The organism is Lysinibacillus sp. CTST325 (assembly GCF_054665055.1).
The window spans coordinates 383,195-397,012 of the sequence record NZ_BAAFHO010000001.1 but is presented as its reverse complement, the minus strand read 5'-3'; the positions used below and the strand labels follow the sequence as shown (position 1 = coordinate 397,012).

Below are 13,818 nucleotides of genomic sequence, written 5' to 3'. Positions count from 1 at the left end.
GGATTTTCGATATGAATATGGCACAGCTATTTGAAAAGAAAAAGCAAGGCAAGGAGCTAACACAGGCCGAAATTCAGTATTTTGTAGAGGGTTACACTACGGGTTCAATTCCTGATTATCAAGCAAGCTCCCTACTAATGGCAATCAGATTATTGGGTATGACATATGATGAAACATTTTATTTAACAAAAGCAATGATAGAATCTGGAGATGTTATTAATTTATCTTCTATCGAAGGTTTTAAAATTGATAAACACTCGACAGGCGGTGTAGGTGATAAAGTTACACTAATTGTTACGCCAATTATTGCTGCACTAAATATCCCAGTGGCGAAATTTAGTGGTAAGGGTCTAGGCATTACAGGTGGTACAATCGATAAATTAGAATCAATTCGTGGCGTTAAAACAGAGCTTTCATCACAAGAATTTATCGACAATGTCAATAAACATAAAATTGCAGTGGCTGGTCAAACAGGTAATCTTGTACCAGCTGATAAAAAATTATATGCATTGCGAGATGTGACGGGTACTGTCGATTCCATTCCACTTATTGCCGCGTCTATCATGAGTAAGAAAATAGCAAGTGGTGCAGACGGCATTGTACTTGATGTTAAATGTGGCTCAGGCGCATTTATGAAAACAGAAGAAGAAGCGCAGGTTTTAGCTGATACGATGACTGCAATCGGTGAAAAACTAGGTCGTAAAGTAGTTGCGCATATTAGTGATATGGATAATCCACTAGGTAAAATGATTGGTAATAAGCTTGAAGTAGTAGAAGCATTTGCTTTATTAAGTGGACGTATGGACGAAACGCATGAGGATCTGCTTGAGGAATGTATTATTATTTCTTCGCTTATGTACCAAGTTGCAGCAGGTGTCAATGAGACTGAAGCAACAGCTGCTGTTAAACGAGTATTAGAGGATGGTTCAGCAGCTTCAAAATTTGAAGAATTTATCGTAGCACAGGGTGGCGATTTAGCGGATATCGTGCAAAAAGACACAGCAAATAAAGTAGCTATCAAAGCACCTACTGAAGGCACTGTAGGGACGATTAATGCTTTATTAATCGGGGAAGCTAGCGTTGGCCTTGGCGCAGGTCGATTAACTAAGGAATCTGAGCTTGATTATGATGCTGGTATTCAATTGATTGCCAAAAAAGGCGACCATGTTCGTGCTGGCGAAACGATTGCTTATTTATATTCGAATAGTCAAATCGATGAGGAAACAATCGAAAAAGTACTGAAAGCTTATACAATTGCATAAATAATACGAAGCGAGAACTCTCTTTAACAAAGAGGGTTCTCGCTTTTTTTGTTCTCTATGGAAAGGTGAAGGGGTTAAGTGGCGGAAGGAAGAGGTTAAGCGGTGGAAGGAAGTCAGGGCGGCGGAAAGAAGAGTCGGAGTGACGGAAAGAAAGGGCGAAGCGACGGAAGGAAGAGTCTGAGCGACGGAAAGTAGAGTCGAAGTGACGGAAGGAAGAGTCAGAGCGACGGAAAGAAGAGTCGAAGCGACGGAAGGAAGAGTCTAAGCGACGGAAAGAAGAGTCGAAGTGACGGAAAGAATGGTCGAAGCGACGGAAAGAAGTCAGAGCGACGGAAAGAAAGGGCGAAGCGACGGAAAGAAGAGTCGAAGCGACGGAAGGAAGTCAGGGCGGCGGAAAGAAGAGTCTGAGCGACGGAAAGAAAGGGCGAAGCGACGGAAGGAAGAGTCTGAGCGATGGAAAGAAGAGTCGAAGCGACGGAAAGAAGTCAGAGCGACGGAAAGAATGGGCGAAGCGACGGAAGGAAGAGTCTGAGCGACGGAAAGAAGAGTCGAAGCGACGGAAGGAAGTCAGGGCGGCGGAAAGGAGAGTCGGAGCAACGGATAGAATCGTCAAAGTCGTGGATAGAACAGTCAAAATCGTGGATAGAACTGGCAAAGTGACGGAAGGATGGCTCGAAGCGACGGAAAGAAGAGCCGGAGTGAAGGAAGGAAGAGTCTGAGCGACGGAAGGAAGTCAGGGCGGCGGAAAGAAGAGTCTGAGCGACGGAAAGAAAGGGCGAAGCGACGGAAGGAAGAGTCAGAGCGACGGAAGGAAGTCAGGCGACGGAAAGAAGAGCCAGAGCGACGGAAAGAAGTGTCAAAGCGACGGATAGAATCATCAAACAGATGGATAGACTGTGAAAAGGTTCTTGCAACTTGCTGAGAACAGAAAAAATAAAGTGCATTTAACATAATAATAATTTTTGTGAAAAATGCCCGCCACGTTTAAAAAATGTTGATTTATCCCATACTGCATTTAACCAAAAAAGCTATAAGTATGTCGATTTGACACTATTTCGGAAGACTTTGCACTAGTTCTGTCAGCCGCAAGGAATCACCACATAGAATGTGGAATTGCACGAGGAGGAGGCGATGTTCATGCATTTTCAATTAGAGATGGTAACAAGAGAGACAGTAGTTGTACGTTTATTTGGGGAGCTCGATCATCATGCAGTAGAGCAAATTCGAGCTAAAATTTCTACAGCAATTTTTCAAGGCGCTGTATCGACCATCATTTGGAATTTAGAGGGGCTTTCCTTTATGGATAGTTCAGGTGTAGGTTTAGTGCTTGGTCGAATGCGTGAATTAGAGGCAGTCGCTGGACGAACAATTTTATTGAATCCATCGCCGACAATGCGAAAAGTGTTTCAATTTTCAGGTTTAGGGCCGTGGATGATGGATGCAACTGAAGAAGAAGCGATTGATCGAGTTAGGGGGATTGTAAATGGATAACGAAATGACATTAACTTTTTTAGCAATTAGTGAAAATGAAGCCTTAGCGCGAGTAGCTGTGACAGGTTTTATCGCACAATTAGATCCAACAATTGATGAGCTATCCGAATTTAAAACGGTTGTCTCAGAGGCAGTTTCTAATGCCATTATTCACGGTTATGAAGAGAATGGTAAGGGTGTTGTTACAGTTCATGCAAAACGTGAGGATGATATTGTAACAGTGTCTGTTATGGATAAAGGTATTGGTATTGAGGATGTAAGCCAAGCGATGGAGCCGTTATTTACGACGAAAGGTGCGATGGAACGTTCAGGTATGGGCTTTACCATTATGGATAGTTTTTCAGATCAGTTGACAGTAATGTCCAAGTGGCAAGAAGGTACAACTGTCACGTTTACGAAGAAATTTTACTCGGTTCGCACACCGGTAATGTGAGGATGCGATTTTGAAGCCGCTAGAACAGTCGTCCGATAAGCTATTGTCACAGGGAGAAATGCGAGATTTAATTGCACGTGCACAGCAGGGCGATCATGAGGCTCGTAAACGAATGATTGAAGGGAATACGAGGCTTGTGTGGTCTATCGTCCAACGTTTTACAAGCAGGGGCGTGGAGCTCGAGGATTTATTTCAGATTGGCTGCATAGGGCTCATGAAGTCTGTGGATAAATTCGATCTAACGTATGATGTTAAATTTTCGACATATGCTGTACCAATGATCATCGGAGAAATTCAGCGCTTTTTAAGAGATGATGGTATGGTGAAGGTTAGCCGATCTATTCGTGAGCTTAATTTTAAAATTCGTCATGCAACTGATGAATTCATTAAAAAAAATGAGCATCCACCAACCATTCATGAGTTAGCACAAGTTCTTGGTGTCACCTCTGAGGAAATTGTAACAGCTTCTGATGCATTAAGAGATCCTGCTTCCTTGCATGAACAATTGTATGAGAGCGAAGGGGATTCTATTACATTAATGGATCAGATGAAGGACGAAAAATCTGAGCAGCCATTTGACTATATACCACTAAAAGAGGTGCTCACAAGACTTGAGCCTAGAGAACAATCGATTATTTATTTACGATATTTCTCAGATTGTACCCAAACTGAAATTGCTAACAGGTTGGGCATATCACAAGTTCAGGTATCACGATTAGAGAAAAAAATTCTTGCCCAATTAAAAAATTGGATGGCCACAAGTGCCACAGTTGAAGAGGAAGAAGTAAAAAAAGACATTTAAGAAAATGGTGACAGCATGACAGAAAAAGATAAACTTTTTAACAGCTTAGAAGAAGCCGAAAATTTTCTTAATGAACAATTTGGTGACGGCGAATCATTTGACGTTAGTATTAAGCATGTATTTGTCAAAGATTTGCCGGTTCTTTGTGCATATATAAGCGGACTTGTGGATGGAATAGTGTTAACACAATTACTCTCAAACATGTTACCTGATGAAGACATTGATATTGAGGATGAAAAGGAGTATTTTGAAGCCTATTTCAATTACCAAGGTCGTTCAGAGGAAACCAAACGTGAAGCCATTTTATTATCAATATTAAGTGGACAAGTAGCCTTTATAACGAAAAGTGGTTACGGCTATGTTGCAGAGATACGAAGTTATCCAGGACGTACCCCTGAGGAGCCTGACAATGAAAAGGTTATTCGTGGATCTAGGGATGGCTTTATAGAAGGGATTTCACAAAATGCTGCTTTGATTCGTCGACGAATTCGCAATAGTAATTTACGTTTCGAGCTACATAAAATATCCGAAATCGGTCAAACCGATGTTGCGCTAGTGTTTATAAAGGGTATTGCGAGTGATGAAACGCTCGATAAATTGCGACAGCGCATTAAACAAATTCATCATGATGGTTTGACTATGACTGATAAATCACTAGAGGAATGGCTGTTTAAACAGAAGTTTCATCCAGTTCCTTTTGTACGTTATACGGAACGACCAGATATTACCGCAGCGCATTTACTTGAGGGCCATATAGCCATTGTTGTCGATACGTCTCCTTCTGTCATTATTGTGCCAGCAACGGCTTTTCATTTACTGCAGCATGCTGAGGAGTATAGGCAGGCACCATCAGTCGGAACCTTCGTCCGTTTTATGCGCTATTTTGGAGTAATTACGGGTTTATTATTATTGCCAATGTGGTATTTATGTGCAACGCACGGGATACATTTACCCGATGAGTTATCCTTTTTAGGGGCAAAGAAAAAATCACATATCCCACTTTTACTACAAGTACTTATTGGAGATATTGGGATAGAATTTTTGAGGATGGCCGCCATTCATACCCCATCCCCATTATCCACTGCGATGGGGTTGGTTGCGGGTATAACGATTGGCCAGATTGCTATTGATGTTGGGGTATTCTCGCCAGAAGTAGTGTTATATACAGCCATTTCAGCTATTCTGACCTTTATAATTCCGTCGTATGAATTGGGTATCTCCATTAAACTCTTTAGAATATTGTTGTTAATAATGACTGGAATTTGGGGAGTTAATGGGTTATTTATTGGGTTATTTATATTATTTACGTATTTATGTTCATTACGTCCGATGCAAGCGCCTTTTTTATGGCCACTTATTCCGTTCTTTCCAAATGCGATGCTTCGCGTACTTGTCCGTTTCCCAATGACAGCAGATGCATTAAGACCTTATGTAGTCGATTCCGAACATCGAAAAAGATCATAGGAGCCGTTGCACTCGTTTTTTTCATGTGATAAAGTTCACATATAGTATTTTGTGATTTTTGTGAAAATTGTCTCCATTCATCAAAGGGTTCTTCACGACAAGGTGTTGGTATATATGTAATATTAGCCATCGAGTACTGTTCGAACCTTTGGTGAATGATAGCTCTAAAAAGGCTAGTAGCATTGCTACTTCCATTTGAGGTGCAAATTTTATCACAAGATGGAACGATGTGAAAAGGGAGAGATGCACATGCATTTTTATGGAACACAAGCGATTTCTGAAGATGGTCATTTAACGATTGGACAGGTAGATACAATAGAGCTTGCAAAAGAGTATGGTACACCTTTATTTGTGTATGATACAGCGCTTATTCGTGAGCGAGCACGCGGCTTTATTGATACATTTAAAAAACTAGGTGTAAAAGCAGAAGTAGCTTATGCTTCAAAAGCATTTGCATGTGTAGCTGTGTACCAATTAGCGGCAGAAGAAAGTCTATCTTTAGATGTTGTCTCTGGTGGAGAATTATTTACAGCTTTAAAGGCTGGTTTCCCTGCAGAGCGCATTCATTTCCATGGTAATAATAAGAACATTGCGGAATTAGAATTAGCCTTTGACTCGAAAATCGGTTGTATTGTCGTGGATAATTTCTATGAAATTCAACTTTTACAAGAAATCTCAGAGCGCCGTCGTCAAAAAATGCGTATATTACTACGCGTCACACCAGGTGTTGAGGCACATACGCATGATTTCATTACGACAGGTCAAGCGGATTCTAAATTTGGCTTCGACTTAAATAATGGTCAAGCAGATGAAGCTTTCCAACAAACTTTTAACCATGAATACTTAGAGCTTCTAGGATTACACTGCCATATCGGCTCACAAATTTTTGACACAGCGGGCTTTGCCTTAGCAGGAGAAAAACTAATTGATAAAATTTCTGATTGGAACAAGACTCACGATTTTACATGTACTGTGTTAAACTTAGGAGGGGGCTTCGGAATTCGTTATACTGAGGAAGATGCACCGCTTGAGCCACAAGTATATGTAGAGGATATGATTACAGTTGTAAAGAACAAAGCGACAGTACTTGGTCTAACTATGCCGGAAATTTGGATTGAACCAGGGCGATCACTTGTAGGCGATGCAGGAACATCACTTTATACAATTGGTTCACAAAAAACAGTACCTAATGTTCGTAAGTATATTGCTGTCGATGGCGGTATGAGTGATAATATCCGTCCAGCATTATATGATGCGAAGTATGAGGCTGTCATTGCAAGTAAAGCAAATGAATCAAAAAGTGAAACATATACAGTGGCTGGTAAACTTTGTGAATCTGGCGATAAATTAATCATTGATGCTAAGCTTCAGGAAGCAGCTTCTGGTGATGTGTTAGCAATCTTCTGTACTGGTGCGTATGGATATTCTATGGCGAGTAACTATAATCGTGTGCCACGACCAGCAGTTGTATTTGTAGAAAATGGCAAGCATCAATTAGCAATTCGACGCGAAAGTTATGAAGATATTGTACAAAACGATCTCCCGCTAACGTTAAAAAAGGGTGAGTAAAAATGAGAAAAAACAAATGGGTATTACTAGCGTCCATTTCAACTTTTATTTTGTTGTGGGGCGTTGTCTATTGGGTATTGGCGTCTAAAGGTATTCTCGGACCTGGTTCGTAAGACAGAAATTGACTTGCGGTAAAAGTACAAATCGTGTAGGATAGTCAAAGATTATGTACAGCTAGAAAATGAGGGAATAGACAAATATGTTAATTCGATATAAAAAAGCTTTCGAGAAAATAGCAATGGGGCTACTCTCGTTTATGCCTAACGAAAAAGACATAAAAAAGCTCAAAGAGACAATCCACTCCTATGAAAATGATGATAATTGGGTTTTATATTTATGGAAAAAGAACGATGAGTATGTAGGCATTGTTGGACTTGTAACAGACAGTAATAATATAGCTATGATTCAACATGTTTCCGTTGTCCCTTCTTATAGAGGTGAGGGTGTTGCGAAGGAAATGCTACAGGAGGTAGCAGACCTTGGCCAGTATGAAAGTGTGCGTGCAACAGAGGAAACGCGTAATATTGTTCAAAAATGTATAAATTGTATCGATGAAGAAGCAGACGATCATTGACGTCTGCTTTTTCTTTGTTTGCTTTCTTGACGCTCTGCAAGAATATGTGAGCGATCTCGAAGCATATGTTTATGAAGAAGATAGTTAGAGTTGCTTGGTGGTAAAATCTGTATGCGAGCAAATACTAATTCCTCTAATGTGGATGAAAGAGGAAGTTGAAATGCTTGAAAGGACTTGCCCCTTTGGGTAGCAGAAAGTGAATCTGTTAGTTGTGTTAGTAGTATTTCGTAGTCGATTTCGTCAAAAAAGATGTGTCCCATATTCTGTTGGAAATTATGGAGTGCTTTTTCTAAAATTCGCGCAGCACCAATAAAATTGTCACGTCGCCAATGATATAAACCTGTTGCGAGCTGTACGTATCCAACGAGTGGGTGCTTTTTATCACTTGGAGCAATATCTTTCCAGTATTCTTCAAGGACTTCATGGCATTCAAAAAAATCTTGATTACCATTGAAAAAAGTACAATAGTCGATAAATAAAGTGTGGTGCTGTGGATGCATTTTGGACTCCTTTCTACTATACTAAAAGAACATAGAATCTCAGGGTGGTAAAACAATGTCTTATGAAGTAAAATTAGAAGCCTTTTCAGGGCCTCTTGATTTATTATTGCATTTAATTCACAGATTGGAAATTGATATTTATGATATCCCAATGGCTGAAATTACTCAACAATATATCGACCATATACATGCTATGCAGGTACTTGAGTTAAATGAGGCTAGTGAATATTTAGTGATGGCTGCAACATTATTAGCTATTAAAAGTCGTATGCTCTTGCCAATTCATGAAGGTGAGCTGGAAGATGCCGAATTAGAAGTTGACGGCCCAGACCCTCGTGAAGAACTGGTGCAACGTTTAATAGAGTATAAGAAATATAAAGAAGCAGCGAGTAGCCTGCAAGAGCTTGAAACAGATCGTGCACAGGTATTTACACGGCCTCCAGCAGATTTATCAGAGTTAGCATCAGATGAGCAAATGGCGTTATTTGATTTGAACGTCAACATCTATGACATGCTTGGAGCCTTTCAAAAACTGATGCGTCGAAAAAAATTAAAGAAACCGCTAAAAACAACTGTAGCGAGACAAGAACGTTCAGTGAAAGACCAAATGCGTTCAGTTGTCGATTCATTACGAACTACAGGTGGACGTGCATCATTTTTCGAGCTTTTTCCCTATGAAGATAAGCCAACGCTTATTCTGACGTTTTTATCTATTCTTGAACTAATGAAACGTCAGGTCGTCATCGTAGAGCAAGACGGTAACTTTGAAGAATTAACAGTTACATTACAGAAGGAGGAGTGGGATGATGACGAAAACAATGATGCTACAGAGTAGAATAGAAGCCTTATTATTTGTTGTTGGAGACGACGGCTTAACCATTAAACAATTGTCACAACTTTTAGGTGAACCGGACGAGTTAGTCGTACAAACAATGGAAGTATTGAAAACAACATATGAAGAAGATTTAACAAGAGGCGTTACTATAAAAGAAATAGCTGGAGTTTATCAGCTTATCACAAAATCTGATTTAGCAGATACCATTCAAAGATTAGTAGAAAATCCAACTGCTCAATCATTATCGCAAGCCTCACTCGAGGTATTGGCTATTGTGGCATACAAACAACCAATTACACGTGTAGCAATTGAAGATTTACGTGGTGTGAAATGTGAAAGACCAATTCAAACGCTCGTTTCTAGAGGGTTAATTAAGGAAGTTGGTCGCTCGGAAGGGACAGGACGTGCAATCTTATATGGTACTACAAAAGAATTCTTAAACTACTTTGGTTTAAATAGTATAGATGAAATGCCGCCTTTACCTGAAGAAGAGTTAGTTGAACAAGAGCAAGAAACAGATCTATTTATGACGAAATTCCAAGAAACCTTTAGTGGAGTAAAGTAAATGAGCAAGGTATAATACTTAGCTTGAAACATAAATATAATCTATATTTTCCTATTACTTTTAATAAGGAGTGGCTCGTTGCTTCGGTTAGTACGTTTAATATTGTTCATGATAGTCGTGGTAATGTTAATGCTTCCAGAAACCAGTTTAGCACGGGGAGGTAGCGGATATGCTGTTTTAGATGGTGATACGGGCCGTGTTTTATTTGAATCAAATAGTGATGCACGGTTACCAATTGCTAGCTTAACAAAAATTTGGACAGCACTTGTTGCTATTGAGAATAGCAATCTTCAAGATGAAGTAGTTATTTCACCGAGGGCTGCAACTGCTGAGGGCTCGTCAATTTACTTGCAAGCAGGTGAAAAGGTTTCGGTAGAAACACTGTTATATGGTTTGATGCTTCGCTCAGGAAATGACGCAGCAACAGCTTTAGCAGAGCATGCTGGCGGATCGGTAGAAGGGTTCGTCAAGTTAATGAATGAGCGGGCTGTTGTTGCTGGTCTCACAAATACAGTATTTATGAACCCGTCCGGCTTGCACCATGATGAGCACTTATCGTCAGCGAGAGATACTGCTGAAATGTTAAGGGTTGCTCTCCAAAATAAAACTTTCAAGAAGATTGCCTCCACAGTTCTATATCGTGCCAATACTGAAAACGGGATGTTATGGGAAAATAAGCACCGTTTATTACGAGAAGGGTCAGGGGTTGCCATCGAAATAGGCGATGAAACACAACAACCTGTTAATGCATTAAAATCAGCTAAAGGTTCAGCATTTGCCGGAAAAACAGGCTTTACGAAGGTAGCTGGTCGGACCCTTGCAACCGCCTTCCAAAAGGACGGGCAAACATGTATTGTCGTCACTTTGAATGAATCCGATGACTGGAACGTACATCGGGGTTTAGCTAACAAGGTTTGGCAAGATTACAGCCTTGAAACAGTGGTGAAAAAAGGTAAATATAAAGTCAATAAAAGCCTTTCCATTCGTTTAGAGGAACCAATTCTTTTGCAGTTAAATAAAGACGAAAAAGAAAGTGTAAGGCAAGTTTTGCATGTTTCTAGAAAACGTAAGGAAGGTGTACTGTCCATCTTTCTAGGTGAAGAGCGTATCTATGCAGTGCCAGTTAAAGTTGAATCAGTGGATCGTTAAAAGCGATTCGCTGTTTTTTTGTTTATGACCCACATTAGGATAGCGTTTGTGGGCGACGCCAGTACCTTTCGAGCATATTACGATTGTGTGCACATGAATTTAGAATTATTTAACAAATTGCAGAAAATTTAGTAAAATTAAATTAGGTAGTCTTAAATTTTTGGAATATTAATAGAGGGGAGAAATTATTTATGACCACTGAATCAAACAATAGGCAATATCAAATAGGGGTAATAATAATTTTATTCTTGTCAAGCTTTATCGTTCCTTTTATTTTTTTATATCCAATTCAAGAGTTGTTCTATCGACCTAAGGAATATTACTTTTTTGACCCTTTTTTTACTGCCTATATTGTATTAATGGTAGTATTATTCATGTTAGCAGTCATGTTATTAATCAATTTTTTAGTGACTCCTAAAACAAAAAAAAGGAAGAATATTCAACGAGGAATCGTGGGGTCATCGTTTGTAATTGCTAGTGCATTGATATTTTTATGTATTAATAACTATCAATATATTGATACAAAAGGAATTCATATGAATCATTATTTTAGTTTGCAAGAAGATTATACAAGCTGGGAAGATATTGTAAAAGTTGAACAGACTATTGTAGAAAAAAATGGTGTCAGTTTGCCAGAAAAATTGATTTTTACATTACAAGATGGTTCAATAATTGAACAATCTTTAACCGAAAAGTTATCAAGCGCGAAGCAATTTATTAATAAAGAAATAAGTAACTATGGACTTACAATCGAAAATAAATATAGTGGAAATGAGTAATAATGAAAGGCTGCCGAAAATGGTGGCTTTTTTGTTTTGTTTTATAAAAAATTAAGAGCGCTCGCAATTTGATGAAAAGTAATAAGAGGATTTGATTAAAATTGGATCATCACCAAAAGATGGGGATGATTTGTTACGTAGATAAAGCTTGAAAGGTGGATGTCGATAAAATTCAAAAGTTGGTAGATAAAACTTAAAAGTTGGTAGATAAAACTCAAAAGTTGGGTGATAAACGTAAAAGTGTTCCGATAAAATTCAAAAGTTGGAAGACATTTTGTTAAAACGTATTCCACGTATATAAATTGATCTTCGTCCCAGTTGGTTGACTCCTTGGGGATTAACGTCACAGATGAGACACTACGCAAAGCGGGGAGAGGAACGAAGACTAAAAGAGTCACGTCTTGTGATAACGCCTTCGTGACCAACCTGCTGCTTGCCGCTTCGCTTTCGCGCAAAAAACCTGCTGCTGCTGTCGCTTTCACGCAATAAAACAGCTGCTGCCCCGACGACCTCAGGAAAGCGCCGTGCCGGAATGGAAACCAACCTACACTATGGTGATAATCCTTAATATTTAAATGCAAATTATCCAGAAACTAGTTGATAAAAATTATTTCAAATCATTTAATTATTTATGCATAATTAGTTTTTCTTTAATAATGTATAAAAGTATGACATAATTTTCACAGATTAGCGGGAAAAATAACCTTATTCATAATGTGCGAATGAGGTTTAATGCTTGGTGTCAAACCAAGGTGAAAGAAAATTAGAGGTGAAAGAATGGAAAGATTACAAAAGGTCATTGCGTATGCTGGTGTGGCGTCTAGACGTAAGGCAGAACAATTGATTGTAGAAGGTAAAGTTAAAGTGAACGGAGTCGTAGTGCGTGAGTTAGGTACAAAGGTTTCCAACTCAGATACGATAGAAGTAGAAGGCGTGAAGCTTGAGAAAGAGGATAAGGTTTATTATTTACTATATAAACCACGTGGAACGATTTCAGCTGTAACAGACGACAAAGGACGCAAAACTGTCACAGATTTGTTTAAGCATATCCCGCAACGAATTTTCCCAGTTGGCCGTCTCGACTATGATACATCTGGCTTATTGTTATTGACAAACGATGGTGAATTTTCTTATATGCTGACACATCCGAAGTTTAAAATCGACAAAACATATATTGCTCGTGTTAAAGGTGTTCCAACGATTGAAGGTTTAAAAAAGCTTCAACGAGGAATTAAGTTAGAAGATGGCAAAACAGCTCCTGCAATGGTTAGTATGACTTCATTTGATGAAAAAGCAGGTAAGGCAATCTGTGAAATTACGATCCACGAAGGGCGAAATCGTCAAGTGCGTCGCATGTTCGAGGCGATCGGTACTCCTGTTGTTAAACTAAAACGTGAACGCTTTGCCTTTTTAGATTTATTCGGGCTAGCTCCGGGGGAATATCGTGAATTAACAAAGCATGAAGTGAAGCAATTGCGAGTGTTAGCGGAGACAGGAAAAATCGGATAAATGAGCATTTTCTAATAGAAAGTGAAATACTTCTATGTGTAATAGTAACGTATTCACTTTCTTATTAGTGAAATCGTTCATAAATCATTCATAATTATTAGCTAAGCCTTTGTGTTTCATTTTGCTATAATAGGTGAGAATAGCTAACCTAGATTAGTTGCATCCTGATGAAATCGTTTCCACGGTTTGCAAGGTGGTGTTTGACGCACAAGTGAATGATAAATGTTAAATTTGACAAACATGTAAATGTTGTAAATCAGACGGTAAAATCTATACATATGAATGTTTGTATGAAAAGCTTAGCGTCATTTGTAGTTACTCTAAGCCGTAAGTAGATAGGGGGTTTATTAACTTGGAGAAAAAGAAAAAACGTCTCGTCATTCGTACCATTATTTTGGCAGTCTTAGTCTTAGCAATTGGTTACACGGTATACGGAACAGCAACAAAGGATAAAGTAGAGTTAATAGCAGTGGGCTCTAAAGCACCAGACTTCACGTTAGTAGATTTAAACGGTGAGAAACATAAGCTGTCTGATTATAAAGGGCAGGGAGTGTTTTTGAACTTCTGGGGAACTTTTTGTCCGCCGTGTGAGAGGGAAATGCCTGCAATAAACCGTCAGTATCAAGCCTTTAAAGATCAGGGTGTACAAACATTGTCGGTCAATATCGCGGAAACAGATTTTGAAGTACAGAATTTTGTCGATAGACACAAATTAACGTTCCCAGTAGTTATTGACAAAACGAAAAGCGTTAGTACTACCTACAATGTAGGTAGTTTACCTGCAACTCTCCTTATTGATCCAGATGGTAAAGTAGTCAAAATTATTACTGGTGAAATAGCGGAGGGAAAAATTGCTTCGTACATGGAATTAGTGAAGCCAAAATAA

17 protein-coding genes are annotated in these 13,818 nt (G+C 39.1%); 13 read left to right on the top strand and 4 right to left on the bottom strand.

Annotation, left to right across the window (positions count from 1 at the left end; translation table 11 throughout):
• The first annotated feature begins 11 nt into the window (after positions 1 to 11).
• Positions 12 to 1,262 (top strand): thymidine phosphorylase, encoded by a 1,251-nt coding sequence (locus ACYQ73_RS02025; protein ID WP_460010921.1) that lies wholly within the window; start codon positions 12 to 14, stop codon positions 1,260 to 1,262.
• 382 nt (positions 1,263 to 1,644) lie between these two features.
• On the opposite strand, the gene ACYQ73_RS02020 is transcribed toward ACYQ73_RS02025, so the two are convergent.
• Together ACYQ73_RS02020 and ACYQ73_RS02015 are read right to left on the bottom strand one after the other, a co-directional pair.
• Positions 1,645 to 1,896: a hypothetical protein gene (locus ACYQ73_RS02020; RefSeq protein ID WP_460010920.1), complete on the bottom strand. Its 252-nt coding sequence runs from the start codon at positions 1,894 to 1,896 to the stop codon at positions 1,645 to 1,647.
• On the bottom strand, positions 1,893 to 2,213 hold the full coding sequence (locus tag ACYQ73_RS02015) for a hypothetical protein (protein WP_460010919.1): 321 nt from the start codon (positions 2,211 to 2,213) through the stop codon (positions 1,893 to 1,895). Before ACYQ73_RS02015 ends, ACYQ73_RS02020 begins: the two co-directional genes overlap by 4 nt.
• A 186-nt stretch (positions 2,214 to 2,399) precedes the next feature.
• Here ACYQ73_RS02015 and spoIIAA point away from each other — a divergent pair, with 186 nt between their 5' ends.
• From spoIIAA to ACYQ73_RS01985, 6 genes are all read left to right on the top strand, one after another.
• A complete protein-coding gene (gene spoIIAA / locus ACYQ73_RS02010; RefSeq protein WP_460010918.1) occupies positions 2,400 to 2,753 on the top strand; it encodes an anti-sigma F factor antagonist in 354 nt (117 codons plus the stop codon).
• Positions 2,746 to 3,186 (top strand): anti-sigma F factor, encoded by a 441-nt coding sequence (gene spoIIAB / locus ACYQ73_RS02005; protein WP_460010917.1) that lies wholly within the window; start codon positions 2,746 to 2,748, stop codon positions 3,184 to 3,186. The genes spoIIAA and spoIIAB overlap by 8 nt, the downstream gene beginning before the upstream one ends.
• 10 nt (positions 3,187 to 3,196) lie before the next feature.
• Positions 3,197 to 3,988, top strand: a complete 792-nt coding sequence (gene sigF / locus ACYQ73_RS02000; RefSeq protein ID WP_053483127.1) for an RNA polymerase sporulation sigma factor SigF — start codon at positions 3,197 to 3,199, stop codon at positions 3,986 to 3,988.
• A gap of 15 nt (positions 3,989 to 4,003) precedes the next feature.
• A complete protein-coding gene (locus ACYQ73_RS01995; protein ID WP_460010916.1) occupies positions 4,004 to 5,452 on the top strand; it encodes a spore germination protein in 1,449 nt (482 codons plus the stop codon).
• Between the two features lie 249 nt (positions 5,453 to 5,701).
• The gene (lysA, locus tag ACYQ73_RS01990) at positions 5,702 to 7,021 is read left to right on the top strand and encodes a diaminopimelate decarboxylase (RefSeq protein WP_460010915.1); all 1,320 of its coding nucleotides are present in this window, start codon (positions 5,702 to 5,704) and stop codon (positions 7,019 to 7,021) included.
• A 199-nt stretch (positions 7,022 to 7,220) separates the two neighbouring features.
• Complete coding sequence (locus tag ACYQ73_RS01985) at positions 7,221 to 7,595, top strand: GNAT family N-acetyltransferase (protein ID WP_132363147.1); 375 nt, start codon at positions 7,221 to 7,223, stop codon at positions 7,593 to 7,595.
• On the opposite strand, the gene ACYQ73_RS01980 is transcribed toward ACYQ73_RS01985, so the two are convergent.
• Positions 7,589 to 8,095 carry a DUF309 domain-containing protein gene (locus ACYQ73_RS01980; RefSeq protein ID WP_460010914.1) on the bottom strand — a complete coding sequence of 169 codons (507 nt, stop codon included), beginning with the start codon at positions 8,093 to 8,095 and terminating at the stop codon, positions 7,589 to 7,591. The genes ACYQ73_RS01985 and ACYQ73_RS01980 overlap by 7 nt on opposite strands.
• A gap of 55 nt (positions 8,096 to 8,150) precedes the next feature.
• Here ACYQ73_RS01980 and ACYQ73_RS01975 point away from each other — a divergent pair, with 55 nt between their 5' ends.
• From ACYQ73_RS01975 to ACYQ73_RS01960, 4 genes are all read left to right on the top strand, one after another.
• Entirely contained in the window at positions 8,151 to 8,930 is a 780-nt protein-coding gene (locus ACYQ73_RS01975) for a segregation/condensation protein A (protein WP_132363143.1), read from the top strand.
• Entirely contained in the window at positions 8,902 to 9,495 is a 594-nt protein-coding gene (scpB, locus tag ACYQ73_RS01970; protein WP_460010913.1) for an SMC-Scp complex subunit ScpB, read from the top strand. The genes ACYQ73_RS01975 and scpB overlap by 29 nt, the downstream gene beginning before the upstream one ends.
• A gap of 78 nt (positions 9,496 to 9,573) precedes the next feature.
• On the top strand, positions 9,574 to 10,644 hold the full coding sequence (locus ACYQ73_RS01965; RefSeq protein ID WP_460010912.1) for a D-alanyl-D-alanine carboxypeptidase family protein: 1,071 nt from the start codon (positions 9,574 to 9,576) through the stop codon (positions 10,642 to 10,644).
• 191 nt (positions 10,645 to 10,835) lie between these two features.
• Positions 10,836 to 11,423, top strand: a complete 588-nt coding sequence (locus tag ACYQ73_RS01960; RefSeq protein ID WP_460010911.1) for an Asp23/Gls24 family envelope stress response protein — start codon at positions 10,836 to 10,838, stop codon at positions 11,421 to 11,423.
• A gap of 95 nt (positions 11,424 to 11,518) precedes the next feature.
• On the opposite strand, the gene ACYQ73_RS01955 is transcribed toward ACYQ73_RS01960, so the two are convergent.
• Positions 11,519 to 11,905, bottom strand: a complete 387-nt coding sequence (locus ACYQ73_RS01955) for a hypothetical protein (protein ID WP_460010910.1) — start codon at positions 11,903 to 11,905, stop codon at positions 11,519 to 11,521.
• Positions 11,906 to 12,200: 295 nt separating this feature from the next.
• Here ACYQ73_RS01955 and ACYQ73_RS01950 point away from each other — a divergent pair, with 295 nt between their 5' ends.
• Both ACYQ73_RS01950 and resA read left to right on the top strand, forming a co-directional pair.
• Positions 12,201 to 12,932, top strand: coding sequence for a pseudouridine synthase (locus tag ACYQ73_RS01950; protein WP_132363137.1), 732 nt, complete (start codon positions 12,201 to 12,203; stop codon positions 12,930 to 12,932).
• Positions 12,933 to 13,284: 352 nt separating this feature from the next.
• A complete protein-coding gene (resA, locus tag ACYQ73_RS01945; protein ID WP_402871983.1) occupies positions 13,285 to 13,818 on the top strand; it encodes a thiol-disulfide oxidoreductase ResA in 534 nt (177 codons plus the stop codon).

Excerpts from the sequence above, each read along its gene's own strand:
- ACYQ73_RS01975 (WP_132363143.1), top strand. The coding sequence starts at position 8,151 with ATGTCTTATGAAGTAAAATTAGAAGCCTTTTCAGGGCCTCTTGATTTA.
- spoIIAA (WP_460010918.1), top strand. The coding sequence starts at position 2,400 with ATGCATTTTCAATTAGAGATGGTAACAAGAGAGACAGTAGTTGTACGT.
- ACYQ73_RS01985 (WP_132363147.1), top strand. The coding sequence starts at position 7,221 with ATGTTAATTCGATATAAAAAAGCTTTCGAGAAAATAGCAATGGGGCTA.
- ACYQ73_RS02015 (WP_460010919.1), bottom strand. The coding sequence starts at position 2,213 with ATGTTAAATGCACTTTATTTTTTCTGTTCTCAGCAAGTTGCAAGAACC.
- ACYQ73_RS02025 (WP_460010921.1), top strand. The coding sequence starts at position 12 with ATGAATATGGCACAGCTATTTGAAAAGAAAAAGCAAGGCAAGGAGCTA.
- ACYQ73_RS01995 (WP_460010916.1), top strand. The coding sequence starts at position 4,004 with ATGACAGAAAAAGATAAACTTTTTAACAGCTTAGAAGAAGCCGAAAAT.
- ACYQ73_RS01950 (WP_132363137.1), top strand. The coding sequence starts at position 12,201 with ATGGAAAGATTACAAAAGGTCATTGCGTATGCTGGTGTGGCGTCTAGA.
- ACYQ73_RS01960 (WP_460010911.1), top strand. The coding sequence starts at position 10,836 with ATGACCACTGAATCAAACAATAGGCAATATCAAATAGGGGTAATAATA.
- ACYQ73_RS01980 (WP_460010914.1), bottom strand. The coding sequence starts at position 8,095 with ATGCATCCACAGCACCACACTTTATTTATCGACTATTGTACTTTTTTC.
- spoIIAB (WP_460010917.1), top strand. The coding sequence starts at position 2,746 with ATGGATAACGAAATGACATTAACTTTTTTAGCAATTAGTGAAAATGAA.
- lysA (WP_460010915.1), top strand. The coding sequence starts at position 5,702 with ATGCATTTTTATGGAACACAAGCGATTTCTGAAGATGGTCATTTAACG.
- scpB (WP_460010913.1), top strand. The coding sequence starts at position 8,902 with ATGACGAAAACAATGATGCTACAGAGTAGAATAGAAGCCTTATTATTT.